25 protein-coding genes and 1 pseudogene are annotated in these 23,409 nt (G+C 58.5%); 7 read left to right on the top strand and 19 right to left on the bottom strand.

The window, feature by feature from the left end; translation table 11 throughout:
• The first annotated feature begins 324 nt into the window (after nt 1–324).
• Complete coding sequence (locus HMPREF2562_RS09435; protein WP_083295725.1) at nt 325–954, top strand: DUF4245 domain-containing protein; 630 nt, start codon at nt 325–327, stop codon at nt 952–954.
• Nucleotides 955–1,072: 118 nt separating this feature from the next.
• Here the strand turns inward: HMPREF2562_RS09435 and HMPREF2562_RS09430 are convergent, their stop codons facing one another.
• The 4 genes from HMPREF2562_RS09430 to HMPREF2562_RS09415 all read right to left on the bottom strand — a co-directional run bounded on the left by HMPREF2562_RS09430 (nt 1,073) and on the right by HMPREF2562_RS09415 (nt 5,552).
• On the bottom strand, nt 1,073–1,363 hold the full coding sequence (locus HMPREF2562_RS09430) for an exodeoxyribonuclease VII small subunit (protein WP_049181637.1): 291 nt from the start codon (nt 1,361–1,363) through the stop codon (nt 1,073–1,075).
• Between the two features lie 61 nt (nt 1,364–1,424).
• Nucleotides 1,425–2,660: an exodeoxyribonuclease VII large subunit gene (gene xseA / locus HMPREF2562_RS09425; protein ID WP_070429180.1), complete on the bottom strand. Its 1,236-nt coding sequence runs from the start codon at nt 2,658–2,660 to the stop codon at nt 1,425–1,427.
• 106 nt (nt 2,661–2,766) lie between these two features.
• A complete protein-coding gene (locus HMPREF2562_RS09420; protein WP_224783738.1) occupies nt 2,767–3,855 on the bottom strand; it encodes a DUF6542 domain-containing protein in 1,089 nt (362 codons plus the stop codon).
• Nucleotides 3,856–4,001: 146 nt separating this feature from the next.
• On the bottom strand, nt 4,002–5,552 hold the full coding sequence (locus tag HMPREF2562_RS09415) for an AI-2E family transporter (RefSeq protein WP_016423168.1): 1,551 nt from the start codon (nt 5,550–5,552) through the stop codon (nt 4,002–4,004).
• A gap of 94 nt (nt 5,553–5,646) precedes the next feature.
• On the opposite strand from HMPREF2562_RS09415, the gene ychF reads away from it, so the two are divergent.
• Nucleotides 5,647–6,726: a redox-regulated ATPase YchF gene (ychF, locus tag HMPREF2562_RS09410; RefSeq protein WP_049189393.1), complete on the top strand. Its 1,080-nt coding sequence runs from the start codon at nt 5,647–5,649 to the stop codon at nt 6,724–6,726.
• 669 nt (nt 6,727–7,395) lie between these two features.
• Entirely contained in the window at nt 7,396–8,250 is an 855-nt protein-coding gene (erm, locus tag HMPREF2562_RS09405) for a 23S ribosomal RNA methyltransferase Erm (RefSeq protein ID WP_065421699.1), read from the top strand.
• A gap of 219 nt (nt 8,251–8,469) precedes the next feature.
• Here the strand turns inward: erm and HMPREF2562_RS11005 are convergent, their stop codons facing one another.
• Entirely contained in the window at nt 8,470–8,793 is a 324-nt protein-coding gene (locus HMPREF2562_RS11005) for a type IIL restriction-modification enzyme MmeI (protein ID WP_049189366.1), read from the bottom strand.
• Between the two features lie 287 nt (nt 8,794–9,080).
• Here HMPREF2562_RS11005 and HMPREF2562_RS09395 point away from each other — a divergent pair, with 287 nt between their 5' ends.
• Both HMPREF2562_RS09395 and HMPREF2562_RS09390 read left to right on the top strand, forming a co-directional pair.
• Nucleotides 9,081–9,362 carry a type II toxin-antitoxin system RelE/ParE family toxin gene (locus HMPREF2562_RS09395; RefSeq protein WP_049189367.1) on the top strand — a complete coding sequence of 94 codons (282 nt, stop codon included), beginning with the start codon at nt 9,081–9,083 and terminating at the stop codon, nt 9,360–9,362.
• Nucleotides 9,363–9,396: 34 nt separating this feature from the next.
• Nucleotides 9,397–9,657 (top strand): HigA family addiction module antitoxin, encoded by a 261-nt coding sequence (locus tag HMPREF2562_RS09390; protein ID WP_049189394.1) that lies wholly within the window; start codon nt 9,397–9,399, stop codon nt 9,655–9,657.
• Nucleotides 9,658–9,711: 54 nt separating this feature from the next.
• On the opposite strand, the gene arfB is transcribed toward HMPREF2562_RS09390, so the two are convergent.
• From arfB to HMPREF2562_RS09355, 8 genes are all read right to left on the bottom strand, one after another.
• Nucleotides 9,712–10,155 carry an alternative ribosome rescue aminoacyl-tRNA hydrolase ArfB gene (gene arfB / locus HMPREF2562_RS09385; RefSeq protein WP_010187974.1) on the bottom strand — a complete coding sequence of 148 codons (444 nt, stop codon included), beginning with the start codon at nt 10,153–10,155 and terminating at the stop codon, nt 9,712–9,714.
• Between the two features lie 31 nt (nt 10,156–10,186).
• Entirely contained in the window at nt 10,187–10,918 is a 732-nt protein-coding gene (locus tag HMPREF2562_RS09380) for a putative glycolipid-binding domain-containing protein (protein ID WP_224783733.1), read from the bottom strand.
• Nucleotides 10,919–10,934: 16 nt separating this feature from the next.
• Nucleotides 10,935–11,099, bottom strand: a complete 165-nt coding sequence (locus HMPREF2562_RS10980; RefSeq protein ID WP_160310014.1) for a hypothetical protein — start codon at nt 11,097–11,099, stop codon at nt 10,935–10,937.
• Between the two features lie 205 nt (nt 11,100–11,304).
• Nucleotides 11,305–13,197, bottom strand: coding sequence for a heavy metal translocating P-type ATPase (locus HMPREF2562_RS09375; RefSeq protein WP_049189368.1), 1,893 nt, complete (start codon nt 13,195–13,197; stop codon nt 11,305–11,307).
• Nucleotides 13,194–13,553, bottom strand: coding sequence for a Cd(II)/Pb(II)-sensing metalloregulatory transcriptional regulator CmtR (locus HMPREF2562_RS09370; RefSeq protein ID WP_012359887.1), 360 nt, complete (start codon nt 13,551–13,553; stop codon nt 13,194–13,196). The genes HMPREF2562_RS09375 and HMPREF2562_RS09370 overlap by 4 nt, the downstream gene beginning before the upstream one ends.
• Before the next feature lie 174 nt (nt 13,554–13,727).
• Nucleotides 13,728–13,949, bottom strand: a complete 222-nt coding sequence (locus HMPREF2562_RS09365; protein ID WP_224783734.1) for a DUF488 family protein — start codon at nt 13,947–13,949, stop codon at nt 13,728–13,730.
• Nucleotides 13,950–14,138: 189 nt separating this feature from the next.
• The gene (locus HMPREF2562_RS09360) at nt 14,139–15,851 is read right to left on the bottom strand and encodes a SulP family inorganic anion transporter (RefSeq protein WP_049189369.1); all 1,713 of its coding nucleotides are present in this window, start codon (nt 15,849–15,851) and stop codon (nt 14,139–14,141) included.
• Between the two features lie 286 nt (nt 15,852–16,137).
• Nucleotides 16,138–16,446: a hypothetical protein gene (locus tag HMPREF2562_RS09355; RefSeq protein WP_005510705.1), complete on the bottom strand. Its 309-nt coding sequence runs from the start codon at nt 16,444–16,446 to the stop codon at nt 16,138–16,140.
• A 194-nt stretch (nt 16,447–16,640) separates the two neighbouring features.
• Here HMPREF2562_RS09355 and HMPREF2562_RS11110 point away from each other — a divergent pair.
• Nucleotides 16,641–16,739: pseudogene (locus HMPREF2562_RS11110) on the top strand (YtoQ family protein); the annotation flags it as partial.
• 16 nt (nt 16,740–16,755) lie between these two features.
• On the opposite strand, the gene HMPREF2562_RS11105 reads toward HMPREF2562_RS11110, so the two are convergent.
• Complete coding sequence (locus tag HMPREF2562_RS11105) at nt 16,756–17,079, bottom strand: amphi-Trp domain-containing protein (protein ID WP_049189370.1); 324 nt, start codon at nt 17,077–17,079, stop codon at nt 16,756–16,758.
• Nucleotides 17,080–17,401: 322 nt separating this feature from the next.
• Between HMPREF2562_RS11105 and HMPREF2562_RS09345 the strand changes: the two genes are divergently transcribed.
• Nucleotides 17,402–17,896 (top strand): 2'-5' RNA ligase family protein, encoded by a 495-nt coding sequence (locus HMPREF2562_RS09345; protein WP_049189371.1) that lies wholly within the window; start codon nt 17,402–17,404, stop codon nt 17,894–17,896.
• Between the two features lie 99 nt (nt 17,897–17,995).
• Here HMPREF2562_RS09345 and HMPREF2562_RS09340 read toward each other — a convergent pair whose 3' ends face one another.
• From HMPREF2562_RS09340 to HMPREF2562_RS09320, 5 genes are all read right to left on the bottom strand, one after another.
• Entirely contained in the window at nt 17,996–18,880 is an 885-nt protein-coding gene (locus HMPREF2562_RS09340; RefSeq protein WP_070549903.1) for a hypothetical protein, read from the bottom strand.
• A 146-nt stretch (nt 18,881–19,026) separates the two neighbouring features.
• A complete protein-coding gene (locus HMPREF2562_RS09335) occupies nt 19,027–20,166 on the bottom strand; it encodes an MFS transporter (RefSeq protein WP_246819343.1) in 1,140 nt (379 codons plus the stop codon).
• A 153-nt stretch (nt 20,167–20,319) separates the two neighbouring features.
• Nucleotides 20,320–20,844, bottom strand: a complete 525-nt coding sequence (locus HMPREF2562_RS09330) for a CBS domain-containing protein (protein ID WP_005510587.1) — start codon at nt 20,842–20,844, stop codon at nt 20,320–20,322.
• 295 nt (nt 20,845–21,139) lie between these two features.
• Nucleotides 21,140–22,012, bottom strand: coding sequence for a patatin-like phospholipase family protein (locus HMPREF2562_RS09325; RefSeq protein ID WP_070438737.1), 873 nt, complete (start codon nt 22,010–22,012; stop codon nt 21,140–21,142).
• A gap of 98 nt (nt 22,013–22,110) precedes the next feature.
• Nucleotides 22,111–23,361, bottom strand: a complete 1,251-nt coding sequence (locus HMPREF2562_RS09320) for a glutaminase (RefSeq protein WP_070438734.1) — start codon at nt 23,359–23,361, stop codon at nt 22,111–22,113.
• Nucleotides 23,362–23,409 lie beyond the last annotated feature (48 nt).

The following is a 23,409-nucleotide window of genomic DNA, read 5'->3' as shown; positions in this document are numbered from 1 at the left end:
AGAATGTGCTGGGAGACGCCACGCCAGGAAACTGGGGTTTAGCGCTGCAACAATTTCTATTGATTGATGTTTGGCGCATCGGTTTTAGCGCCTTTGCATCTGTTACTAGTGTTCCACCTTTTTGGTGTTCGGGGGTGGACGCAGCGCCAAAGTGGGGGGAGTTTCAGGGCTAAACCCCCACATCACGCGGTTATCAAAAGTTTGTTCCGGCGTCAGTTCGCTTGACGACGTCGACAGCGTCCGTCATCAAGTATTGCTAGCTGCAGCTGTGCGGGTACGACTGATGACTAGGTTCGTTGCGGGGCCTTTGGCATACTTGAGCGCGTGGCGAATGAGAAACCTAGGATTTTGCAGGACAGTCGAGACATGATTCTCACCCTCGTGGTGATGTTTCTTGCGGTGGCTGTCACCATTGGCTTTACCGGCCTGTGCAGTTTTAACCCCGGGAAGCCGGAAAACGGTCCGGTGCACGAAGTCGATGCTGCCCCATTCGTGAACGTGGAGGCTCGGCGCGTGGACTATCCAGTTCGCCTGCCGAAGGTGCCTGAGGGCTGGACTTCAAACTCGACCCGCGCGGGTATGGCGGCGGGGAAGCAGACGACCATTATTGGCTATGTCACCGCTAGCGGAGCATTCATTCAGGTCACGCAAACAGATGCGGAAGCAGGTCAGCTGCCGGATGATGGTAAGAACCGTCTCCGGGACGGTACTACTGACGTGGAAGGTACAACCTGGACTAAGTATGAGCCGGCTGAGGACAACGTGCGTCGCGTATGGGTTGGGGACCTCGGTGACTCCCGCGCAATTATCGAGGGCACTGCCAACGACGCGGAGTTCACACAGTTGGCGGCGGCTATGCAGAAGGCCGAGCCAATCGATCCGGACGCGACAATGCCGGATTCGTCACAGCCGCAGCCGACTGCGTCCGAGATGCCGTCGGCACCAGCAAAGTAGGCCGAGTCGAGCGCTCACTAGGATGGGTAATCCCAACTAGGGGAATAAAATAGCTGAACTCAGCTATCGACGAAGAGACGAGAAACGATATGAACTGACGGTCGTTTCTCGTCTCTTTTTATTCCTCACCGCCCGCATTCTCGGCAGAAGCCGCGGCATCCTGATTCTTGCTGGCCAAGGCGGCTTCAACCTTTGCCCGTGCGCCAGCCAAATGCTCCTCGCAGCGGCGGGCCAGCGCCTCGCCTCGCTCCCACAGCGCCAGGGATTCATCCAGGCTCATCTGTCCGAGTTCTAGGAGCTTGACGGTCTCGACCAGCGCATCTCGAGCCTGCTCGTAGCTCAGGTTCTCCACCGGTACCTGTTCCTCCGAAGAGGGAGCCTGACCCGCGCCGAAAACATTGTCATTCATTAGCGAATACGTCCTTCACATTTAGTAGTTAAAGCTTCAAGGTTGGAAAAGTCATTGCTTACTAATTCGCCGGCTTCGTAGCTAGCGTCGCTGCAGAGATGGAGCCGTCACTGACGCGAATTCGCAGTTGGGAACCCATCGGAGCATCTGCAATAGAGGTCACAATCTGTGGTTCCGGCTGAGTAGCCGATTGTGCCTGCACGATGGCATAGCCGCGAGCGAGTGTGGCAGAGGGGCCAAGTGCTGAAACCTTGCCGCGCAATCCCGATACCACGGCTTCCTCACGTTCCAGACTGCGGTGGATGAGAAAACGCAGCCGATCAACCTGCGCCGTGACAAACTCTTCACGCACGCGGATGGGAGTGAGCGGATCGCGCAGTACCGGCCGCGACGTCAAATCCCGCAGAGTCGCTACTTCACGGTCAACCCATCGCCGTAGAGATGCCGAGGAGCGCTCACGCAGCTGTGCAATGAGGCGTCGTTCCTCAGCAGCATCGGGCACTGTTTTCTTTGCCGCATCCGTCGGTGTGGCAGCACGTAAATCAGCGACGTAATCCAACAGCGGAGTATCCGGCTCGTGCCCGATTGCAGAAACCACCGGTGTTGTCGCCTTACTCACCGCACGAATCAGAGCCTCATCTGAAAAAGGCAGCAAATCTTCGACACTGCCACCGCCACGGGCGACGATGATGACATCAACCTCCGGGTCGGCGTCGAGCTGTGCAAGCGCCTCAATAATCTCCGGAACAGCCTTGGCACCCTGCACAATCGTGTTGATTACCCGGAAACTCACCTCGGGCCAGCGGGCGCCCGCGACCGAAAGCACATCGCGTTCAGCCGCTGAACCGCGACCAGTAATCAACCCGATCTTGTTGGGGAGATAGGGCAGAGGGCGTTTCAGCCGTGGATCAAAAAGTCCTTCCGCCGCTAGCGCCTGGCGCAGCTGTTCCAACCGCGCCAATAGTTGCCCCAACCCCACGGGTCTCCACTCCGTAGCCCACAGGGAAAACTGCCCCCGCCCGGCATAAAACGCAGGCTTGCCCAAAACCACTACGCGGTCGCCGTTGCGCAACGGATTATTGCGCAGAGCCGCCGTAGAACAAGTCACCGACACCGAAAACTCCGCGGAGGTGTCACGCAGAGTGATGTAGGAGAGCTTCCAGCTCGGCTTGGAGTTGACCTGGGCGATTTCCCCCTCGACCCAAATCTGTCCAAGGCGCTCAATGTAGTCCTTGACTAACTGGTTCAGGCGTCGAACCTGAACCGGTTTCTCGGCCGACGTTTCCAATTTCGACATACATCAACACTTACACGATGGCGCGGATTGCCCTGCTAATAAACGCACGTTGCCCACAGGCTAAATCTGCCTGTGGGCAACTGTGACGGTAAGGTGCAAGTCCGAGCTACTTGCGGTAACGAGACCTGGTATCGCGCCCGGTTATGCGCTCCTGGCGAGGGCGCTGCTGTCGCGGTGGCCACTCCTCGGTGCGACGGTGGTTGCTCCCCGGGCGTGCGGGGCTCTGTTGAGGCTTTTCGGACCGAGACTCCGGCGAAGACCGTTCTCCCCACATCCGTGCCGTTCCTGCCGCTTGACGACGGGGAAACTCCTGCGTTGGCCGCTGCGGTGCGTTTGGCCGTTCAATCGGACGACGAGGCTGCTGTCTGGTCGAGTTTGGCGAAGTGGAATCCTGAGTGAACTGCGCCTGGCCCGGATGCGGGCGAGACTGCCAACGGGATGTTGGCTGCTGGGCCCGCTGGGCGAAATTCGAGCGCTGCTGGGCGCGCTCCCCAGAGCGGTCAACTGGTCGCTCACGCAGTTGCTCGGCGTTGCGCGATGCCGAGCTGGCGCTCGCTGCCGGTCGGGCACCAGAACGAGAAGTCTCCTGCCGAGAGCGTGCAGCCTGCTGGCGCGCCTGGCGGCGAGCTTCGGCATCTCGGATAATGTCCGCAGCGGGACGTCGTGAAGCAGGGCGTTCCTGAGAGCGAGAAGCTACGCGGCGATCAGATTCGGCGAGACGACGGCGCACCTGAGAGCTGGATTCGACAGCGGCTTCGTCACGATGCTGGCGCTGTTTAGCGGCCTTGCGCTGGGTGTTGAGGGATTTCTCCTGGGTGCGGGTGATTTCGAGGTAACGCCATACTGCGATGATGACACAGATGATCATCAAGATCAGCAGCCACGGGAACTGCTGGATGATGGGATATGCCGAGGTCACCAGGCGAGCGCGTTTAGAGGTCGTCGCGGTCGCGCCACCATTTTCGGGATCGGCGAGAGAACCGGTAAACCACGCTGTGAAAAACGTGACAAGCGCGAACAAAATGGGGATTTGAGCGACGGTAACTACCAGGCCGCGAGGAACCACCAACAGTGTTCCGGCCACAGCAGCCACGGCAAAAGCAATGAAGTAGGGCTTGCCAAGCGAACCGTTGGGAACAGAAAAGAGCAAACCAAAAACTCCGGCCAGAAGCATCAGCAACGGCGGCACAAACATTGGCACGCGTGGAAGCAGGGGTTTGTTCCCACTGCCTTTACGGGTTATTGCTGATCTGTTCGACACGAATGCGTATCCTACCGGTTATTAGTGATAAAAACGGGCAAGCCCGGTATAAGAGCCTGCCCGTGTCTTGGAATCTCGCCCTACTTGTTTTTCTTAGAGAAAGGCCCGGAGACGACTTCAGTGACCTTGTGGAAGGCCTTGGTCATCGCTCCCTCTTCCTGCTTGGTCGGACCAGCATCGGGGGAAACTTTACCGGCGGTGCGAGCATCTGCCTTCACAGCGCTCTCCGCGGAGCTGTCGGAGTCATCACTGCCCAGACGGAACGAAGCCAGTCGGTCGCGCATCGCACGGCCGGCAGCTTCAATCTGAATGCCGGAGATTGATCCGGCATCCGTGGCGAACTCGATGTCCTTTGCGGTCTTGTCACCCGTTCGCAAATCCGTGAGGTCGCCGAGGTAGCGGAACCAGACCGCGACGACTGCAGTGACTGGCACAGCCAGGAAAGCGCCGATGATGCCGAAGATACCGCCACCGAGCAGAACCACCAACAGGACGATTGCGGCGTGCAGGTCCATAGCCTTGGACTGCAGAATCGGCGAGAGGATGTTGCCCTCAATCTGCTGGACGGCAATGATGATGAGCAAGACAAAGATTGCTGTGGTCAGGCCGTTGGCAACAAGTGCGACAACCACCGCAATGAAGCCGGCGGTGAACGCGCCGACAATAGGAATGAAGCCAGCGAAGAAAGTCACCACGGCCAGGACCATTGCCAGCGGCACATTCAAAATCGCAAGACCGGCACCGATGAAGACCGCGTCGATAAGCGAAACGATAGCCTGCGTGCGGATGTAGCCCGACAGCGTGTTCCAGGAGCGGGTGAGTACCTCCGTGAGATGCCAGCCGAGGCGACGTCCGGTCAGGCGGCGGAGCCATGGCAGGAAGTCCTGGCCGTCCTTGATGAAGAAGAACGTCAGCACCAGCATTGCCATCAAGGTTACGGCGACCGAAGAGACCACCGAGATGCCTTGGAAGACTGTGTTGGCGATATCGCCGGAGCGCTCCTGGAGCCATTGGGAACCCTGGTCCAGAGCGTCGAGGATTTGTTCATCCTTGACGTTAAATGGCGGGGCCTGAATGATGTTCTGGACTTCTTGAATGCCATCTGTGAACTGGCGACGCAATTCGGGGAACTGCGACTGCACAGTCGGTGCGAGGAACGCGACGACGCCGCCAAGCAGCGCCAGCGCGCCTAGGATGACCGTCAGTGCGGAGAGTGCGCGGGGCCAGCGGTGTTTCATCAGGAACACGGCGGGCGGAGCCAGCACCGTGGAGACAATCAGGGCCAACAGAATCGGCAGAACGCCAGCCCAAATCTTTCCCAGAATCATAGCGCTGACGTACAGCGCCGCTGCGGTGATGAGGAAACGCAGGCACCAACCTGCGAACCACCGGGCACCCTCGCCAATGACGTCGGCGCGGTCGATGGATTCGGCGTCGTTTTCGCTCATAAGCTCATCGAGGTTTTCAGCATCTTCCGGCAGATCCGGTTGCGTTGCCGCTGACTTATGGGCGTCGGAGGGGATAGACAGAGACTGTTCTATACGCAGAGGCTCCGATCCCATTACGTGATCGATAGCGTCTTTTTCGGACTGCGCAGTCCACTCTTCGCCTTCATTGGGTTTATTGCTCACGTATTCATTATGGGGGTTCGGAGGGGATAGGGGGCAACTTCACGAAGTTAGGGCGAGTTCAAATCTTTCTCCCCGAGCCCGTAAGATGAGCAATGTGAGTCTTACACTTGGAATCGTCGGTCTGCCCAATGTCGGAAAGTCAACCCTGTTTAACGCCTTGACACGCAACGATGTGCTGGCTGCGAATTATCCGTTCGCCACCATCGAGCCGAACGTCGGCGTTGTGGAGCTTCCCGATCCCCGTTTGAATAAGCTCGCCGAAATTTACGGCTCCGAGCGTATTCTTCCGGCTACGGTGTCGTTTGTGGACATCGCCGGCATCGTCAAGGGTGCATCGGAGGGCGAAGGTCTTGGTAACAAGTTCCTCGCCAACATCCGCGAGGCTGACGCTATCTGTCAGGTCGTCCGTGTCTTCAATGATGATGACGTTGTGCATGTCGACGGCAAGGTTGACCCGGCCTCTGACATCGGTGTGATTGAAACCGAGCTTATCCTGGCTGATATCCAGACTATTGAGAAGGCGCTGCCGCGTCTGGAAAAGGAAGCCAAGAAGGATAAGGAAAAGGTCGGCGAGGTTGAAGCCGTCAAGCAGGCTCTGGCCGTGCTGGAAGAGGGGCGCACTCTCTTCGCTGCTTCCGATGATGTGAAGCTCTCCGCTCTGCGCGAGCTGCACTTGCTCACCGCAAAGCCGTTCCTCTACGTCTTCAATGCTGACGAGGAAGTGCTTGCCGACGAGGACCGCCGCGCGGATCTAGCCGCTGCTGTGGAACCGGCAGACTGTGTGTTCCTCGACGCCAAGGCTGAGTCGGACCTTCTGGAGCTGGATGAGGAATCCCGCAATGAGCTCCTGGCTGAAATTGGCCAGACCGAGCCGGGTCTGCATTCGCTTGCTCGCGCTGGTTTCCGCACTCTGGGGCTGCAGACTTACCTGACCGCTGGCCCGAAGGAGTCTCGCGCCTGGACCATTCCGAAGGGTGCTACGGCCCCGCAGGCTGCCGGCGTGATTCACACTGACTTTGAGCGTGGCTTCATTAAGGCTGAAATTGTGTCCTTCAGTGATCTGGTCGAGGCCGGTTCGATTGCCGAGGCAAAGGCTAAGGGGAAGGTCCGCCAGGAGGGCAAGGACTACATCATGCACGACGGCGACGTGGTTGAATTTAAGTTCAATGTGTAGCTAGGCCTTATTAATAGCGTTTGACAACACGCGCTCCTATTTGCCGTCGTATCTCACGAGACGCTGACGTGGATGGCCGCACCATCGACCTGCAGCCTCAGGACTGTGAAGTCATTGCAAAGCAGCGTGGCTTGCACGTTGGACATAGGACATAACGACGTCGATCAGTCCATTTCCGCGTCAAAGAAGAATGTGGCTCGCCCCAACTACAACGCCATGGTGGCATCCCTCGAACGCGGCGAAATCGACGCGATCATCTGCTGGGACCTCGCTGGACAGTCCGATCGGTCGGACAGAATTACTCCCGCACCCCAGCGTAATCAGGGGTGCACCTTAAAAACATTCGGAGGTGGGGGTAACTCCCCCTCGTTGCCCAGAGACAAAATACGCCAGTGGCGTCTGTATGACGCCCCGAAGGTAGGACAAATTCCAATCCAGAGAGGTCTTGCACTGTTGCGGTGCGGTTGTCTTCTTTCTCACCGTATTGCACCCTGCGAAATTAATTGGATACGATAGAACCATGTTGATTTCAGGTTCCGTTTTCATGCGGCCGCTCACCAACCGCTAAGGCGGTTTTCTCCCTCCCGCGGGTCAAAAACCGCTCCGGTCCTTTAGCCGGGCGGCCATTTGCCATGCCCGGCTCCGTTTCAACTCCACGGAGCACACCTGATGTCTACATACGGATACGGCCGTCACGAACATGGCCAAAATTTTCTCACAGACCAAAAGATCATCAACACCATCGTCGATCTTGTAAAACAAACCACCGGCCCCATCATCGAGATCGGGCCGGGAAGCGGTGCCCTCACTCACCCGATATCCCGCTTGGGGAGGGCAATAACGGCAGTTGAGGTAGACGCAAAACTAGCTGCCAAACTCACAAAAAAGACCGCCTCGGCGTCGGTCGAAGTGGTCCATGATGATTTCCTTAACTTCCCGTTACACGCCACTCCCTGCGTCATTGTGGGAAACATTCCCTTTCACCTCACCACTGCCATTCTTCGAAAGTTGTTGCATGCGCCGGCATGGACTGACGCTGTACTCCTCATGCAGTGGGAAGTCGCTCGCCGCCGGGCCGGGGTAGGCGCAAGCACGATGATGACGGCTCAGTGGTCCCCATGGTTCACGTTTCACCTTGGTTCCCGAGTACCAAGGTCTGCTTTCCGTCCACAGCCTAACGTTGACGGGGGGATCTTAGTGATCCGCCGGGTGGGTGACCCGAAGATCCCGATAGAGCAACGCAAAGCCTTTCAGGCTATGGTGCACACCGTTTTCACCGCCCGGGGACGCGGGATAGGGGAAATTCTCCGAAGGGCAGGGTTGTTTTCATCACGTTCAGATACACAATCATGGTTGCGCTCGCGAGGAATCGACCCCGCAACCCTACCCCCCAGATTGCGCACCAGCGACTGGATCGATCTCTTTCAGGTGACTGGTTCCTCTCCATCGCACCATCGGCCAATTTCACAATCGGGAAGTAGTCAACGCCCTCCTCAACGCAAAAAACGAGGCCGGCGGCGTTAATCTCCCCGCCACCCAAACCGAAATCCACCAGTAGTAGTGGACGACCAGTGCTGGTCTACCGTGAGCCGGGTTATGACAGTGACGTGTTCTCGTCGGGCACAGTCATAGTTCCCGGCGTTGCCGGCGACAGGGTTCTATACCCAGCAGCGGGGCCGATCAAAATTACCCGCACGGGGAACGACCCTGCTGGTGGTTTCGATTTTGATGGAAGCGAGGAGATTAGCCCCTCGACAACTCCCCGTAGCTGGCGAACAGTAGCTCCTGGCGCTGGCGCTCGTTGGTGAGTTTGCGTGCCACACCGAAAGCTTTATTTACTTCTCGGTCCATTTCGTCGTGAGCCTTGAGCAGAGTTTGGTCCATCGCTAACGGGTTGTAGTGCTCCGCGAGTGACCCCTCGGGGTGCCGCTCGCGGGCCCGCAGTACCAACTGTCCAGCGTCGATGATTCGCTGCTGCGCTTTCTCATCTAGTTCACACGGAGCTGGTCCGAAGGAGTAGCTCCCGGTGTACTCCGAAGAACGGAAAAATGAATAGTGGGGATACATCGACTTCCATTTTCCATTCTCCCGGCTCAGAGTATTGAGGGGGCTGGGACCGGGTCCGTAAACCCTTTATGTTTTCCACGCACAGCGGTTTATAGCGACGATCCCTATAGGTTTTCCGCAGAACCTATATGTATTTCTGTGCACCCCCATGTTGTCCGTTTTAGCGGTATTTCGTTGCTACTTCCGCACTTGCGAATAAAATGGTTATTTATCGCCGACACTCCGTGGAGTTCAAATTTAACGTGTAGCGTTATTGACGCTTCGCGTTATGGGGGATAGGGTGAAGCATGATCCAGTCGTTCGCTGACAAGGACACTGAGCGTTTGTGGAATCGAGAGCGAGTTCGCTCGATCGATTCCCGCATTCACTCAGTAGCGCTGCGCAAGCTTCGCCAGCTTGGGTACACGCAGACTCTTGATGAGTTACGGATTCCCCCGGGAAACCGGCTCGAGGCGTTGAAAGGTGATCGGCGGGGTCAGTTCAGCATTCGAATCAACGACCAGTGGCGGATCTGTTTTCGTTGGTCCGCCGCGGGGCCAGAGGAGGTTGAGATCGTTGACTACCACTGACAAGCTCCCTCCGGTTCACCCCGGTGAGATCCTCATGGAGGACTTTCTCAAGGAAATGGGGATCACCCAGCACAAGCTCGCAGTCTCCATCGGCGTTCCGCCCCGCCGGATCAACGAAATTGTTCACGGTAAGCGGGCTGTAACCGCGGACACTGCTCTTCGCTTGGCTAAGTTCTTCGGAATGAGCCCCCAGTTCTGGCTCGGGTTACAGACTCAATATGACTTGGACGTTGCGGAAGACAAGATCCTCTCGGAAATCGAGCGGATTCAACCGGTCCAAGCTGTCTCAGCGTAGCGGTTACCCGAACCAGGTCCGTCAGCGTGAGGATATGCATGCGGATGGTTCGAACTAGGGAATTTGGGGCCGCCGTCGCGTGGACTTGAGTTCCGAGCGCCGCTTTTTCGCTTCGAGACGGCGTCGCACCGAGCTCCGCGTCGGCTTGGTCCTGCGCCGCGGGGGAGGAGGCGGAGCGAGCGCCTCGCGCAAGAGGGCGGCCATGCGTTCGCGTGCCTCGGCGCGGTTGCGTACCTGCAATCGCTGGGTCGATGCGGTAACGGTAAGGACGGTGCCGTCTAGGCGGTGCTCGTGGTTGTGGAGGACGCGGCGACGCTGGGCGTCGGAAAGCGATGAGCACGTAGCGATATCGACGGAAAGCTGCACTTTGCTGTCCGTAGTATTGACGCCTTGGCCGCCTGGTCCCGACGACTTCGCGAACCGCTCCGTCAGGTCGGCGGCGACGATGACCAGACCCCCGGGGATCCCTGGGCCAGGCGCGATGGTCAGGTCGTTCATACCGCCCAGCTTAGTTAGAGTTGTTTCCGGATCAGACCCGCCGTGCGAGATCAGGGTAGTGTACGACCACGCCGTCACCGTCGACCTCCAACTCGACGTCGACTCCCCGTGTTCCGCTTTTGTATCGGACAGTTTCAGCATCGACGGAGCTGTAGTACTGGTCTGATGCGATCACCTGGAGGGACGGTATATCAATCCAAGCCATGATCAGCTGCGTTTTCGGGACCTGAGTCTCAAGCAGCGTCAAGCGACGAATAGGCATTGTGTTGGTGAGAGGGCACAGACCGAGATCGCAATCGAGTGCGGCTTTCAGGTCGGCTGACTGGACGATACCGGGGGAGGGCAGATCTTCAGGCTGGGCGCCCTCTTCATTGGTTTCCGCCGACCACACGCCTTGCTCGGACCTAAACAGCTCGAGGCTTCGCCCCCATCCGTCGCCTTCAACGTTCACCGACACACGTTCGGTCACCCAGTTCTCCGCGGCGCGCAGCTCCCACGTGGCCTTGTATCCATCGCCGTATTGCACTCCGGAAGCGGTCAAACCGGCTCCTAAAAAATGAACTGCGGCCTCGTTCCGGATGAGGGGAGTCTTGACATGCTCCCACTTATACGTGCGCTCCATGGTGAGGATTTTACCACGCTTGATGGTGCGAAAAGGCAGGTAGCTTTCGACTGAAACTCGGTCGAGTTCAAATTCAACGTTTAACGCGGGCAGCCGCCGCCGGATTCTCGGTGGCGATTCCGGCCCGAACCTCGGGGACATTCTCGCGCTTCCTCATCTACGTGAGCTCCGCGATTCCGGCCAGCTCACCGCTGCCCCCATCTTCGATAGTTTGAGCGAGCTCGACCACGACCATCTGATCTGGTGCACTGGTTTCCGTCCGGCCCTCGGCCCATTCCGCCACCTCATGCGCGACCGCGAAACCGCGGTGAAGAATCTCCATCTAGTTGGTTACGGCAACTGGACCGGCGACGGTTCGGCAACCCTGATAGGTGTCGGGTCCTTTTGCTAAATACGCTGCCTAGGTAGTCGCGGGTCGTGTCGATGAAGCGCGGCATCAAAAGTTTTGAGACGACGCTTGGTCCCTGAGCAGCTCGATCCTTCAAAGATCCGCGCTGGAGAGCCAGCGCGCTGGGCGAAGGTGCGCCTCAGCGCTTCGCTCGCGCAGCCCGCAGGCCGTTCAAGATCACGATAACTTCAGCGACCTCGTGAACCAATACGACGGCGGCCAGACCCAGCACGCCGCTGATCGCCAGCGGCATCAACACGATGATGATGGCCAGAGACAGCACGATGTTCTGGTTAATAATCCTGCTGCCTCGACGGGCGTGCTGCAGCGCCTGCGGGATCAACCGGAGGTCGTGGCCGGTGAAGGCGACGTCAGCGGACTCGATTGCGGCATCAGAGCCGGTCGCTCCCATTGCTATGCCCACCGTCGCGCCCGCCAGCGCAGGAGCGTCGTTGATGCCGTCGCCAATCATCGCCGTCGGCGTCTTGGAGGAGAGCTCGGCGACGATGCTTGCCTTGTCCTCCGGGCGCAGCTCAGCGCGCACATCGTCGATTCGGGCGATTTCAGCCAGAGCCCGGGCGGTGCGAGCGTTATCGCCGGTGAGCATGCTCACTTCCACGCCGTTGGCGTGCAGGGTCTGCACAGCTTCGGGTACCTCGGGCCGCAGCTCGTCGCGGACCCCGATCGCCCCGGCGAGAGCGTCATCGACGGTGACAAGGACGCAGGTCTGGCCCTCGGACTCCATGCGCTCAACGTCTGCCTTCAGTGGCCCGGCGTCGATCCACCGGGGACTGCCCACAAGTACCCGTCGACCTTCGACGGTGCCGCCGATGCCATGCCCGGCTTCCTCGCTGATGTCCAAGGCAGCGGGCGCTTCGGGCCCCGCTGCCGCGATCGCAGCGGCGAGGGGGTGCGTCGATTGCTGCTCAACTGCCGCCGCGAAAGCAAGCACCTGAGCCCGATCGAATCCGTCTGCCGGGACCACGTCGGTAACCTCGGGCTGGTTGCGGGTAAGGGTTCCGGTCTTGTCCACCGCCAGGTGGCGGATGCCGCCGAGTCGCTCGAACGCCGCGCCGGATTTGATGACCACGCCGAACTGGCTGGCCGCGCCGATCGCGGCCACGACCGTCAGCGGCACCGAGATTGCCAGCGCACACGGCGATGCTGCGACCAGGACCACCAACGCGCGGGTGATCCACGTCTCGGGGTCGCCCAGCAGCGAGCCAATCACGCCGACCAGCACCGCCAGGATCATCACCCCGGGCACTAGGGGTTGGGCAATCCGGTCGGCGATCCGGGCGCGGTCGCCCTTTTCCGCCTGCGCCTGCTCGACCAGGTCCACGAGTGTGGTCAGCGAGTTGTCCGTTCCAGCTGCGGTCGTCTCGACCTCCAGCACGCCGGCGGAGTTGATTGCTCCCGCGGGCACCTCGTCGCCGGGCGCAACCTCCTCCGGAATGGATTCTCCGGTGATCGCTGAGGTGTCAAGGCTGGAGCGCCCAGACCGAATGATGCCGTCCGTGGCGATCCGCTCTCCGGGGCGCACGAGCATCAGCTCGCCAGCCACGAGATCCTTCGCTGCGACCTCGACCGTCGTACCGTCGCGCAGCACCGTCGCGGTCTGCGGTACCAATTTCAACAGTGCCCGCAGTCCGCCCTGGGCCCGGTCCATCGCCTTGTCTTCCAGTGCCTCGGCGATCGAGTACAGGAACGCTAGCGCCGCCGCCTCTCCGACGTAACCGAGGATTACCGCGCCGACCGCGCTGATCGTCATCAGCAAACCAATGCCGAGCTTGCGCTTCGTGGCAAGGTTCCGGATAGCGCCGGGCGTGAACGTATACGCCCCTAGCAGCAGGCCGATCCAGAACAGAACTGTCGCGGGTGTCTCTAGTCCGGACCAGTCCAGCGCCAGACCTATGCAGAGGGCTACGCCGGAGAAGATCGGCAGTAGCAACTCGGGGTCCTTCCACCATGGCCGATCGAGATCTTCGATCTCCGTGGCTGGTTCGTGTTCGCATCCACATGCTGAACTCATGCGTCCGCTCCTTTTCCGTCGCAGCCGGGCACCGAGCACTCAGGGTCGATGCACGGGGCGTTTTCGTCGACAGCCAACGTCGCGTTCACTAGTGCGTTGAGCGCTGTCGCGAGGTGCGGATCGGCGATTTCGTAGCGTGTCTTGCGGCCCTCCGGCTCGGCGACGACGATGCCGCAGTCACGCAAGCAGGTCAGGTGGTTCGAGACGTTCGAGCGGGTCAGGTCCAGGTCGCGCGAAAGCACGGCCGGGTAGCTCGGGCCGTCGAGTAGGGTGATCAGGATTCTGGAGCGCGTCGGATCCGCCATGGCCCGGCCGAGCCGGTTCATGACGTCGAGGCGTGAAGCAATAGTCAGCATATACTGAACTATACAGCAATTACTGAACTATTCAACACGCACTGAACTGACATTGAAGCGAAGAGCTTGCGAACTGCAGGAATTAGTCGATGAGATAGCCGGTAACTGGGCCTTCGTGATTCGGCTGCCAACCCAACGCGGGGGCGACATGCGTGGCGAAGTTGTCCAAGATCTTCACGTTGACGTCGACGCCATCCCGGTGAGGCCCTCGCTTCTGCTGTAAGTGATGCCACATGTAGGAAGGTGTTCGGCAAGGTAGTCGCCGTTGAACCACGGGTACTTCCTGGATCCGGGCAGCTTGCGCACATCCACGATGGATGCCACACCGGCAGCTTTGATCATTTCAGCGAAGTCCTCGAACTCGAGGTTGGAGTGGCCCACGGTGAAAATGCGCATGTCGCCAATGCTACGCGCCAAGCGGTTACACCCACATCGGCTTCACGAATGAGAAGGTGACTTTGCAACGACACGTCGTGGAGTTTAAGTGCAACGTGTAAAGGTTTTTCAAGCATCGCGCGATGGGGACGTGGACCCACGATTGCAGGGTCGACTGCGACGGAGTGACCATTGTCTGGCTCAGCCAAGCTATTGACTCTGCGATGCTGCGGATGTGCCATCAGACTCTTCGTGCTGAATGCGTGAGGCATGCAGTCGGGCGTGGGCGATGGCGTCAGGGGTGTTGTCGAAGACGTGATTCTCGTGTGCAAGCTGGTCGAATACGCCGAGTTCGCGCAACACCGGAAAATGTTCGGGCTTCGTGGCTGCGAGCAGGACTCTGGTACCGCGGCGTTCGAGGCGCCCGATTGTGTCGGCGAGCATCTGGGCGCCGGTGGCATCGATCGTCGTGACGTAGCGCATGCGGAGTACGACAACCTTGACCGACGAGGCATCAGCGAGCTCGAGGAGGAAATCGTGCGCTGCGCCAAAGAAGAGAGGGCCTTCCATACGGAAGGCGGCGATGTGCTCGTCGAGGAGCTCGCGTTCCTTGTCGCGGTGGTCTCCCTCGTCTAGTGGGGCGGCTTCCAACACCGCAGTGCGGGCGGTCTCGCGCAGTGCGAAGAAGCCCGCCATTACAAGGCCGATGAGTACGGCGACGACAAGGTCGAACACGACGGTGGCGGCAGCTGTGATGAGCAGGGTCGCCCCGTCGCCCTTGGTGGCGCGTATCACCGAGCGGAGGTTCCGCGGGTGGATCATCTGAATCGCAGTGGCGATGAGCACGCCGGCGAGCGCGGCGAGAGGAATCTCGCCCACCCACCGGGCCGCGACGAGCACGGCCACGAGCAGGAGCAGCGAATGGAACACCGCTGCCAGGCGTGTGCCTGCGCCTGCACGCACGTTGACGGCAGTTCGGGCAATCGCGGCGGTTGCGGGAATCCCGCCGAACAGGGGCGCGACGACGTTGGCCACGCCCTGCCCGAAGAGTTCGCGGTCGGGATCGTGCCGGTCGCCGACAGTCATTGCGTCGGCAACCGTCGCAGACAGCAACGATTCCAGCGCACCGAGAGCTGCGACGGCGACCGCTGCAAACAGCAAGGAATCCAGGTGCTCCCACGGAATCTCTGGCCAGCGCGGAGCAGGCAATGTCGACGGGATGTAGCCGATTGTCTTCAGGCCGCTGTCTGCCAGCATGTTGATGGCCGTTGCTGCAGCTACCAACACTAGCGCCGCGGGGAAGCCACTACGGACGCGCGCAGCAAGCACGATTCCAGCCGCTACTGCAAGGGTCATCACGGGCGCCTGCCATGCCGGAGTATCTAACCAAGCATTGATTGAGCCCCACGCCAACCCGAGGACTTTCTCGCCCTCCACGTCAACACCAAGTGCTGCAGGCAGCTGTTGTAAGCCGATGATTAACGCAATACCGGCGGTGAAACCTTCGACGACAGGTAGTGGCATGTACTTCATCGCGCGGCCAGCGCCGGTGAACGCCAGTACGAGCAGCATGAGCCCTGCCAGCACGCCGACGACGAGAACCCCATCGGCACCATGGTTGGCCACGATGGGGATTAACACGACGGTCATTGCGCCGGTCGGGCCGCTTACTTGGACGTTACTACCGCCGAAGATCGCGGCCAGGATACCCGCAACGATGGCCGTCGTAATTCCGGCCGCCGCGCCGACACCGGACGCAACGCCGAAGCCGAGCGCGAGAGGGAGTGCGACGAGGGCCACCATGAGGCCTGCCGAGAGGTCGCGCCCAATCGTCGCGCGGGACCAGTCCGAGCGGCGCGGTGCGAAACGCAGGGCACGAGATTGGAAGCCCACCGTAGAGGCGGCGGAGGAGGGGCGGGTCATGCTACTTTCTTGCTCCTTCAGGGCTCAATGACACTCAAAGGATACACAAGGTATCATCCTCCGACGGCCGCATTCCCGGTTCTGGCCGAGGCCTCATGTCGACGGAATAAAACTTCCTGACCTGGCGGGAGTTCGCTGGAGCGTTGTCGCGGTGCTTGGAGTGACGCGTGTGAGCCGGTGTCCGAAGAGCAGACAGCCCGGGAGAATCGGTACCAGTGCCATACAGTGCGCGACACCACTGCTCATAGGACGGGCCCGACGGCGGGCTGGGGGGGGCGAGGACCGGCTACCGGATTCGGGCTTTCGCGGCGACGAGCAGCAGGGCGGCATGGTCGACTTCGCCGTTTTTGATCTCGCGATTGAGCTTGTGTAGCACCACGGGGCAGCGCAGGCAGCGGATGCCGGATTTGCAGCACTTCTTCTTCGGCGTCATCGCAGCCAGTTTAAAGGGGTCCTTGCCGGCGAGCTTTTTCGCGGCTTTGGCCTCGGCCTTCGAGTATTCGGGCAGGCGTAGCGAGGTCGTTGCCGCAGCCTTCTTCTTGGCTTTGGCGGCGTCCTTCTTCTTGCCCTTGTCGCCTTTCTTGCCCTTGGCCATGCGCGTTCCCTTCGTCGCGAATTTTCCTGAATTAGGTTAGCGTCACCTCATGCGATGTGGGGAGGCGTGGGTGCCTGACGGGTGTAATTGGGTGTTGCTTGACGACGGCTTGCTTGTCGGCCAGTGCCGCAGCGGTAAATGACGGCCAAAGGACGCAAAACCGACCAAAACGACTCAGGTCTGTTTACTGTGACCTGCGGAAATGGCGAGCGGTAGTGAGTTGTTTCGGCGACCAGTACAAACAGTGGAACGCCGCCTTCGATGCAGGTTACTGTGCTGCGCGGAACAAACCGGACAGCAACAAGCCCGCTAGGAGATTGCGAAGCCAGATGCTGGTCCAGGTTTTTCAACGGGCTCGCCAGCCTCGTCGACCATCCAGTCAATTTCCAGCTCCAGCTCGCGCTCGATGCCAGCACGCTTTCGAGAATCGACGACTTCCATCGTGGTATTAAACGATGTCGGCATGGTCATCGTCACCGCGGACTCGCCAGTGCCGAGAGTCATTTCCCCGGCGCGGATGCGAGCTGCCAGCGTCTCCAGTAGATCCGCGAGCTCATCGCGGTTGAAGCTTGCCTTGCTCTTCACCAGCTTTTGATTCTTCGGGGGCGTAATCTTTTTAGGTTTCGGTGCCATGTCTTTACTTACCTTTCCAGCCGTGTCGGTATTTGTGCAGTGCGGAGAATTGGCCGTCACTCCACACTGTCTTTGAAGATGGTCTAGAAAGCTTTCAGGAAGCTTATCCATCTCCATTATCCCAATAAAAGTAGTTATTACCAGGAGAAATAATAAGAGGCTAGAAATGTCTATAGGTAGGTTATAAATTGTGGAAAATCCCTACGCTATGCTCTGGGGTGCAAGGTCCTAAGTGCCTTAGGTGAGGAGCTTTAGTAACGGCGCCCTTGGAAAGTGCTTCAAACGTGTCGACCGACAGCAATAGGGGAGGAGTAAACGTCACATGGTGTCACCCGACAACATCCTGATGTACCTTCTGCCTGAGCAAGAGGCGCAGATTAAAGAGATCTTTGTGCAACTGGCAGAGCGTGGATTCCCGCAGCAGAATCAAAAGCCCCACATCACCGTTACTTTCGCACCGACCATGAGCCCGGAGGTAATCCAACGAGCAGCCGAAATTCTCCCACCGCTGATGCCTGCGGAATTTCGCAGGGTAGGAACGGTGGTGTTCGGGACAAAGAGTAAACAGACTGTCGCATGGTTATTAGAAACAAGCGATGAGCTGGAAGAAGCTGCTCGCGAGATCAGTCGTCTTAACCCTGAAGGTCGCGGCTCCCGCTGGATTCCGCACCTGACTATGGGGCTGCGAATCCCGCGGGATATGGTTCCCGGTTACGTCCGGGCTCTTGATGAACTAACAAGCCCGCACTTCAAAACTCTTAGTGCACCACGCGCTGCGTTCTGGAGTCCCAAAGTGCAGGAATTAACGGAGTTCTAGGGAGACTCCAGTACTTGTGTGCTGCTGTGCCTCAGCGATTACGTCCCCGCTACTTCACAAAAACTGTGGTTTCAGAAAACAGTAGCCTAAGAAGAAAAACTAAGCGGCATCCATAATCTTCTTTGCCTGGGCATCGAAGACCTCCAAGGCGCGCTTCTTTGCCGCTTCCTTGGACTCTGGGGTCGCCTCTGGAATCTGCATGGGATCCGTCGTGTTTTCCATGTTGCCAGCTGATGCATCCGGAGTCGGGGCGGCGGACACCATTACCATTACGCCGTTGACGATGCCGACAATGTCGTAGCTGGTGGCCGTAGTATCCGTGCCACCGGCGTTGATGTTCGCACTGGTCTCGTGTGCAGTGAATTCAGCTGGCTTGACGGAAAGATTTGGCTCCCACTTTTCTCGGTGCAGTTTCATTGTGGTCGTCATGTCCATGTCATTAAACATGTCCTGCATCTCAGGAGAAATCTCCTGACCTTCCATGGAGTCTTTCAGAATGTCGGAAGCATCCATCGTAGCTGTCACGTCGGAGCACTTTTCGAGGCTGTCTTCGTACTTCTGGTACGCATCAGTGTTCTTCAATACTGAGACGCTGACAGCGACGTTCTCTTCCTTAATGTCCGTGTAAGCACCGGCAGCATTCTCCAATTCCTCAGTTGAGTTGGTGAAAGTGGCGCATTCGGCCGGTTCAAATTTCATTGAGTCTTCCGAAAACATCTCCATGGCATCTTTGAACCCGGTGATTTTGTTTCCGGAGAAGTCCACACCTTGAACTTCATTAGTGAGCAGGAGCTGATCTTCGGCTGCAGCTGGAGCTGACCCGTCTGCCTTCGTCATCTTGCTGGTCGACTCTTTGCCTGCCTCGCCACCGGCATTGCTGCTTTCTTCCCCCGAGCCGCATGCGGTGAGCAGGGCGGCGCTTGTACAACCTGCGACGACGGTTGTCGCAATTTTCTTCCACATTCCAGAGCTGCGCTGCTTCATGATTCCTCATTCCATCGAGCTGAAGTTCAACAACCTATGCAACCTGCTCAGATGTCCTGAGCCGGAGCCAATATTTTGTGAAAGAAAGAATACAAGAGCTCGCCTCGGCACGCTTCCCAAAAACAAGAATTTCAGTCGCGTCTGCTTTACGACGCTCCGTCGGACCTCACCGCAGACTGTGCAACCTTTGCCACGGGATACGTGGATACCAACGCAACAATCGCACCGAAGATGAAAACGGGCACGAATCCGAATTTCGGTGCTGCGAAAGAAATAACAAAAGGGGCGAAGAAACCAACATAGGTCAGCGAATAGTAAATAGCGGTGGCAGCACCCAACTCGGCTGGCGGTGCGATAATTTGCACTTCGCGGAGGCCGGAGACCATCATCACGCCGTACGCGGCACCGAGAGCCAGGGCAGCGGGGAAAACGCTCCACACATTCTGGGTGAGTGCGACGATGAGGCTGAGCAGCATTCCGACCGTCGTTAAGCCAAGACCGAAAATAGCTGGCGGGATAAAGCTGCTGGAACTGATGCGAGTGACCAGTGGTTGCACCAGAACACCGGTGCCCATCGTAAGGCAGGCGATGAGTCCTGCGAAGGCGATGGGGTAGCGGGATTCGGCGATTGTCGGCAGGACGACGAAGGATGTGCATGCAGCACCGAAGACCCACGGTGCCCAAGCGGCGACTGCCCACAGGAACCTCGGGCTTAGAGTGGCGGAGGAGAAGAACCGTTGCGGAGAGTCGCTGTGCCCTGCCGCCGGTAATCCGCCGGAGGCGTTCCATGTCGGTGGTGCGATAAAAAGCAGCAGTGCGAGATGAACAAGATAGGGGATGACGTCGGGGCGGGGAGCAAACTCCGCGACCAGCCCTGAAGCCAGTGGGCCGAGGGAGAATCCAGCGGAGAGTGCAACGGTTGCGCGCCGGGCAGAAATTTGAGGTGCGACGGGCGCAATTTCTTTGATCCACGAGGCACCGGCGGCCATTACCATGCCCATCGAAATGCCGATGATAAGACGTCCTACCAGAAGTGATGGGAAGTGGAACCAGATGCCGGTGAGTAGGACGGCTGAGCCAACGACAGAGGTTATGAGTGCAGGCCGGATGATGGCGCGACGGCCGAGCCGGTCGGAAAGTGGGCCGCAGATGAGTAGCGCGGGGATGAGTCCTGCGACGTAGATGGCGAAGAGAAAGGTGACCTGGGACTGGTTGAGAGCATCGGTTATTCGATACGCGGGCAAGAGTGGTGCGAAGAGGTTGGCTCCAAACGCAACCGCGAACATGCCCAGGGCTACCCGAATCCAGTCTCGTATCACGGTTGCCTCCTGAGGGCTCTCATCTGTGGGGATAGAACAGTGTGGTAACAACAATAGGCCAGCTAACAAACGCTAGCTGGCCTATTGAGTCACTCGGGTCGTCTACCCAAGTTAGTCGCCCTAGTTATTGGCGGCGCCGAAGAACGCGGTAATCGGCGAGAAGAATCCCTTGGACTTCTTTGACTTCTTAGCTGCCTTTGTCCTGCCAAGAATGCGCTCAGAGATGCGGTCGGTGAGGACACCTACCAGCTTGCCGCTGCGGACGACGGGCAGCTCGCTGAGGGGCCCGTCAATAAGCTGGCGAGCCCTGATTGCAGCTGGATCCTCGGGCTTGACAAAGACCTTCACCGGGGCGCCGACGGTGTTCATGTAGGCATCGCGGTCGGCGTACTCACGGAGTTCCTTCAGCGTAATATCGCTGGTCAGGTAGCCTTCATCGTCGACGAGGAAGACACAGGTATCGTCATCGAGACCAGCAAATTCGGCTGCGTAGGTGCTCAGTGCCTCACCGACCGTGATGTCCTCCGGCAGCGCAACGTAAGAATCCGTCATGTGCATGCTTACGGTGTCAGGCAGGAGGCTGTACGGGCTGATTGAAGACTTCGGCTTGAAGAAGTTGGCGATGGTGTTCTGTGTCTGTGTCATTGTGGATCCTTTTCCAGGTATCCCAGCTCCTTTGCTAGGAGGGAATTACTGTTGATTGAAAAATTATGGCTCCCCGCCTAAAAGTGTTGGCAATGTAATGCCGTAACTAAAGGTGGCCACTTGAGATGGAACCTTGCTTCGAGAGGCTTTCGAAACTCTCGATGAAGTGCAGGGCAGCGGCCTATGTGGATATAGGAGCCTTACCTAACGAGGTTGTTCGCTACGCAAAGGTTAACACAAGGTTACGTACACAGTAAAGAGGAATGAACGAAAAGCTTCCTAAAGGTGGCGGAAGCTATAAGCCCATGAACTCTCGAATTGCTGGCCATTCGGCATCAGCTTGCGCCCGGCCGAGCTCGTAGTTGTGCAGCAGCTTCGACCGCCTCCGCTCCGCCTTTGTGATGCTCATGTTATTGGCGTAGAAAACATATGCTTGGCCTTTTCGTTCAAGCTCAGCAGCCCAATCGAGAGAAGCGTTGTAGCGCTCGTGTCTAGTGATAAGCAGCTCAGCCACCACCGGGTTACTGCGGAAAATCTGGCGCAGTAGCTGTGGGCGCTTAGGGGCGGTGCGACGGAATCCTTTCGGGCGAGTCAGGACGATGAGGAACTTCTTGAAACCATCTGCTTCGGCGGCATTAATGGGAATGCCACCTGATGATCCCAGTGCACCGTCGACGAACGGAACGCCATCAATATAGGGCATACGCATGACACCCGGAATCGTCGAACTGGCGCGAGTGTACTTCATCAGCGTAGGTAGATCTGGGATATCGTCCGGCCCCCAGTTGATGGTCTCGCCCGTATCCGCTCGGACAGCAGAAATCCGGTAGGGAGTTGGATTGTTCTTAAAAGTCTCGTAATCCAGGGGCATGGCGCCGTCGGGAAGTCCCGCGTCTTCGTAGATGTACTCGGCATCGAAATAGCCCCGCCCGCGCAACATTGGGCGCCAGCCACTGCTGTTCGGCTGTGCGATGAAGTCAGTGAAGCTATTTATAGAGCGCTGGATATCCCGGGAAAGGTAATTGACCACGTGAGAGGCGCCGGCGCTTACGCCACCGACCCAGCCGACATCGATGCTCTCGCGAAGTAGCCGCTCGACGAAAGGTGCCGTGTAACTATTGCGAGTCCCTCCGCCCTCGAAGACTAATGCCACATCGCTGACCTGCATTTACATCCCTCCGGTTGTTCTCGCGCTGCTGCCTTTCGAGCGTTACGATCGTTCAAGACTACCCGAACGTCACCATATTGGATTTCGGTTAGCGTAGTTTACGGCGCATCTTGGAGGATGACCGGCAGCAGCCCCTCGCCCATATCTGGGTTCGGCAGTACGCCCTCCGGGTCGTAGAACAAGATCTCCTTGCCCTCGTGGCTCAGACGTCGCATCGCTTCCAGAATCAACGTGCGTCCCACCGGGTTGACAATGCCAACGCGGCTGACGTCGAAGACAACTTCGCTTTCCGACGGTGTGGAAGTCGCCAACCTGTTGAGAACAATCTCGGCCGCAGTGAAGTTGACGGGGCCCTGAATCTCGATGATCGAGCGGCCATTGCTGACGCGTGTACCGCGCAGCGCACGCGAACCAATCGCATCGGCATCCATGAGATGAAGACCCAAATCTTCGGAGAGCTTCCGGAAGATGGCAATGCTGCGGACGCTATTGCCGTGGTCGTTCAATCGCGGCGAAAAGGCTGCGAGCCCCGCCTGTCCAGGCAGCGCTCCCAGCAAGCCGCCGGCGACACCGCTCTTGGCGGGAATCCCGACGTCGGTAAACCATTCACCGGCCTCGTCGTACATGCCGGCAATAGCCATCACGGACAAGACTCTGCGAACAACCGAGCGGCCGAGCACAGTCTGATTGGTAACCGGGTTAACGCCACCGTTGGCCAACACTGCGGTCATCATGGCGACATCGCGAGTGTTGACCAGCACGGAGCACTGTGCGGTGTAGCCGCGGACAGCATCGTGGGGCGTGGTTTCGATGAAACCGTAAGCTGCCAGCATATGTGCGATGGACATGTTTCGATGGGCAGTGTCCATTTCGCATTCATAGGCATCGTAGTCAACGCGAAGCTTACGGCCAGCCAAAGTCGAGAGAAGCTCCACCATGTGCTTCGTGCGAGTCTTCCAGTTGGCACCTGGCTGGCATACGAACTGGTTGATGGCCAGTGCGCCGACATTAATCATCGGATTTTTTGGTCGGTGCGTGCCCTGCTCCAGCGACAGCTCGTTGAAAGCCTCACCGGAAGGTTCGGTGCCCACAATGCTGTCGATTTTGTCTGTGCCGTGCTCGGTGATGGCTGCGGCATAAGCGAAGGGCTTGGACATCGACTGAATGGTGAATTCAGTATCGGTGTCGCCAGCGGTATAGGTGCGCCCTGACACGGTGGTCATAGCAAGCGCGAGGCGGTCGGGATTAGCTTGGGCAAGGGTGGGAATATAGTCCGCTACCTCGCCAGACTCATCGGGGCGGACGGATTCGACGATTTCGGACAAGTAATCTTTGATCGGCGTTTTCATCAGATTCTGCTAAGCATCTTTCCTGGGCTGAAAAATCCCGGTTGAGTC

Source organism: Corynebacterium sp. HMSC077G07 (assembly GCF_001809225.1).
In the GTDB taxonomy this organism is placed as follows: Bacteria; Actinomycetota; Actinomycetes; order Mycobacteriales; family Mycobacteriaceae; genus Corynebacterium; species Corynebacterium jeikeium_D.
This window is presented reverse-complemented; position numbering and strand designations above follow the sequence as displayed.

Bases quoted from the DNA above. Each gene is read 5' to 3' on its own strand.
- HMPREF2562_RS09430 (WP_049181637.1), bottom strand. From the start codon at position 1,363: ATGAATGACAATGTTTTCGGCGCGGGTCAGGCTCCCTCTTCGGAGGAA.
- xseA (WP_070429180.1), bottom strand. From the start codon at position 2,660: ATGTCGAAATTGGAAACGTCGGCCGAGAAACCGGTTCAGGTTCGACGC.
- HMPREF2562_RS09420 (WP_224783738.1), bottom strand. From the start codon at position 3,855: ATGTTTGTGCCGCCGTTGCTGATGCTTCTGGCCGGAGTTTTTGGTTTG.
- erm (WP_065421699.1), top strand. From the start codon at position 7,396: ATGTCTACATACGGATACGGCCGTCACGAACATGGCCAAAATTTTCTC.
- HMPREF2562_RS11005 (WP_049189366.1), bottom strand. From the start codon at position 8,793: ATGTATCCCCACTATTCATTTTTCCGTTCTTCGGAGTACACCGGGAGC.
- HMPREF2562_RS09395 (WP_049189367.1), top strand. From the start codon at position 9,081: ATGATCCAGTCGTTCGCTGACAAGGACACTGAGCGTTTGTGGAATCGA.
- HMPREF2562_RS09390 (WP_049189394.1), top strand. From the start codon at position 9,397: ATGGAGGACTTTCTCAAGGAAATGGGGATCACCCAGCACAAGCTCGCA.
- arfB (WP_010187974.1), bottom strand. From the start codon at position 10,155: ATGAACGACCTGACCATCGCGCCTGGCCCAGGGATCCCCGGGGGTCTG.
- HMPREF2562_RS09380 (WP_224783733.1), bottom strand. From the start codon at position 10,918: ATGTCCCCGAGGTTCGGGCCGGAATCGCCACCGAGAATCCGGCGGCGG.
- HMPREF2562_RS10980 (WP_160310014.1), bottom strand. From the start codon at position 11,099: ATGGAGATTCTTCACCGCGGTTTCGCGGTCGCGCATGAGGTGGCGGAA.
- HMPREF2562_RS09375 (WP_049189368.1), bottom strand. From the start codon at position 13,197: ATGAGTTCAGCATGTGGATGCGAACACGAACCAGCCACGGAGATCGAA.
- HMPREF2562_RS09370 (WP_012359887.1), bottom strand. From the start codon at position 13,553: ATGCTGACTATTGCTTCACGCCTCGACGTCATGAACCGGCTCGGCCGG.
- HMPREF2562_RS09365 (WP_224783734.1), bottom strand. From the start codon at position 13,949: ATGCGCATTTTCACCGTGGGCCACTCCAACCTCGAGTTCGAGGACTTC.
- HMPREF2562_RS09360 (WP_049189369.1), bottom strand. From the start codon at position 15,851: ATGACCCGCCCCTCCTCCGCCGCCTCTACGGTGGGCTTCCAATCTCGT.
- HMPREF2562_RS09355 (WP_005510705.1), bottom strand. From the start codon at position 16,446: ATGGCCAAGGGCAAGAAAGGCGACAAGGGCAAGAAGAAGGACGCCGCC.
- HMPREF2562_RS11105 (WP_049189370.1), bottom strand. From the start codon at position 17,079: ATGGCACCGAAACCTAAAAAGATTACGCCCCCGAAGAATCAAAAGCTG.
- HMPREF2562_RS09345 (WP_049189371.1), top strand. From the start codon at position 17,402: ATGGTGTCACCCGACAACATCCTGATGTACCTTCTGCCTGAGCAAGAG.
- HMPREF2562_RS09340 (WP_070549903.1), bottom strand. From the start codon at position 18,880: ATGAAGCAGCGCAGCTCTGGAATGTGGAAGAAAATTGCGACAACCGTC.
- HMPREF2562_RS09335 (WP_246819343.1), bottom strand. From the start codon at position 20,166: ATGTTCGCGGTTGCGTTTGGAGCCAACCTCTTCGCACCACTCTTGCCC.
- HMPREF2562_RS09330 (WP_005510587.1), bottom strand. From the start codon at position 20,844: ATGACACAGACACAGAACACCATCGCCAACTTCTTCAAGCCGAAGTCT.
- HMPREF2562_RS09325 (WP_070438737.1), bottom strand. From the start codon at position 22,012: ATGCAGGTCAGCGATGTGGCATTAGTCTTCGAGGGCGGAGGGACTCGC.
- HMPREF2562_RS09320 (WP_070438734.1), bottom strand. From the start codon at position 23,361: ATGAAAACGCCGATCAAAGATTACTTGTCCGAAATCGTCGAATCCGTC.